General features: G+C 63.4%; 1 protein-coding gene. It reads right to left on the bottom strand.

The features are described 5' to 3' along the window. Positions 1-57 precede the first annotated feature (57 nt). Positions 58-842 (bottom strand): sugar phosphate isomerase/epimerase family protein (locus tag BST13_RS38065; RefSeq protein WP_142282957.1); only part of this gene is annotated, 785 nt, incomplete at its 5' end.

Below are 842 nucleotides of genomic sequence, written 5' to 3'. Positions count from 1 at the left end.
CTGCGGTACGCGACACGCCGCGTTTGCGGTACCGCTGTGACTGCTCGCCGGGGAAACTCAGCGGTATTTGGCGACGTAATCGGTCATGGTGGCCAGCTGATAGCGCGACACCTCGTGGGCGTTCTCGTCCTCGGCGAACACGCTGGACACCATGACCGTATCGGGCCGGTCATAGAAACCGACACCGGCCAACCCGCCGAAAAACTCATCCCAATCGATGTCACCGTCACCGATCTTGAGGTGCTGATGCACCCGCACCGGGTTGCCCGGCGGATTGGTGATGTAGCGCAGACCGTGACTGCGGTGATGATCCATGGTGTCGGCCACATGCACCAACCGCAGCTTCTCCCCCGCGGCGGCGATGATCTCGGCCATGTTGCCCCCCATGTGGTAGGTGTGACACGCCACGTAGACCATGCCGATGTTGGGCGAGTTGACCCCGCGGATGATACGCAGCGCTTCCAGGCCGTCCTCGACGAAATCGTCGGGATGCGGATCGATCCGCACGTCGATGCCCTCACGTTCGATGATCGGCAGCAGTTCCTCCATGGACCGGAAAAACGCCCGCTCGGACTCCTCGGCTTTCTCGGGACGGCCGGAGAACTCGGTGTTGATGACATTGACACCGAGATCCACGGTGATCTCGATGACGCGTTTCCAGTTGCGCACCGCGGCGTCACGGGCGTCGGGGTCCGGGCTCGACCAACGCAGCACCGGCAACACCGACGCGATCCCCACCCCGGCGTCGGCGCAGGCCTTGCGGAACGTGGCGACCAGATCATCGTCGGCGCGCGGATGGTTGAAGAACGGGATGAAATCCCGGTGCGGCGTCAACTGCAGAT

Source organism: Mycobacterium aquaticum, from assembly GCF_002086485.1.
Classification (GTDB): domain Bacteria; phylum Actinomycetota; class Actinomycetes; order Mycobacteriales; family Mycobacteriaceae; genus Mycobacterium; species Mycobacterium aquaticum.
This window is presented reverse-complemented; position numbering and strand designations above follow the sequence as displayed.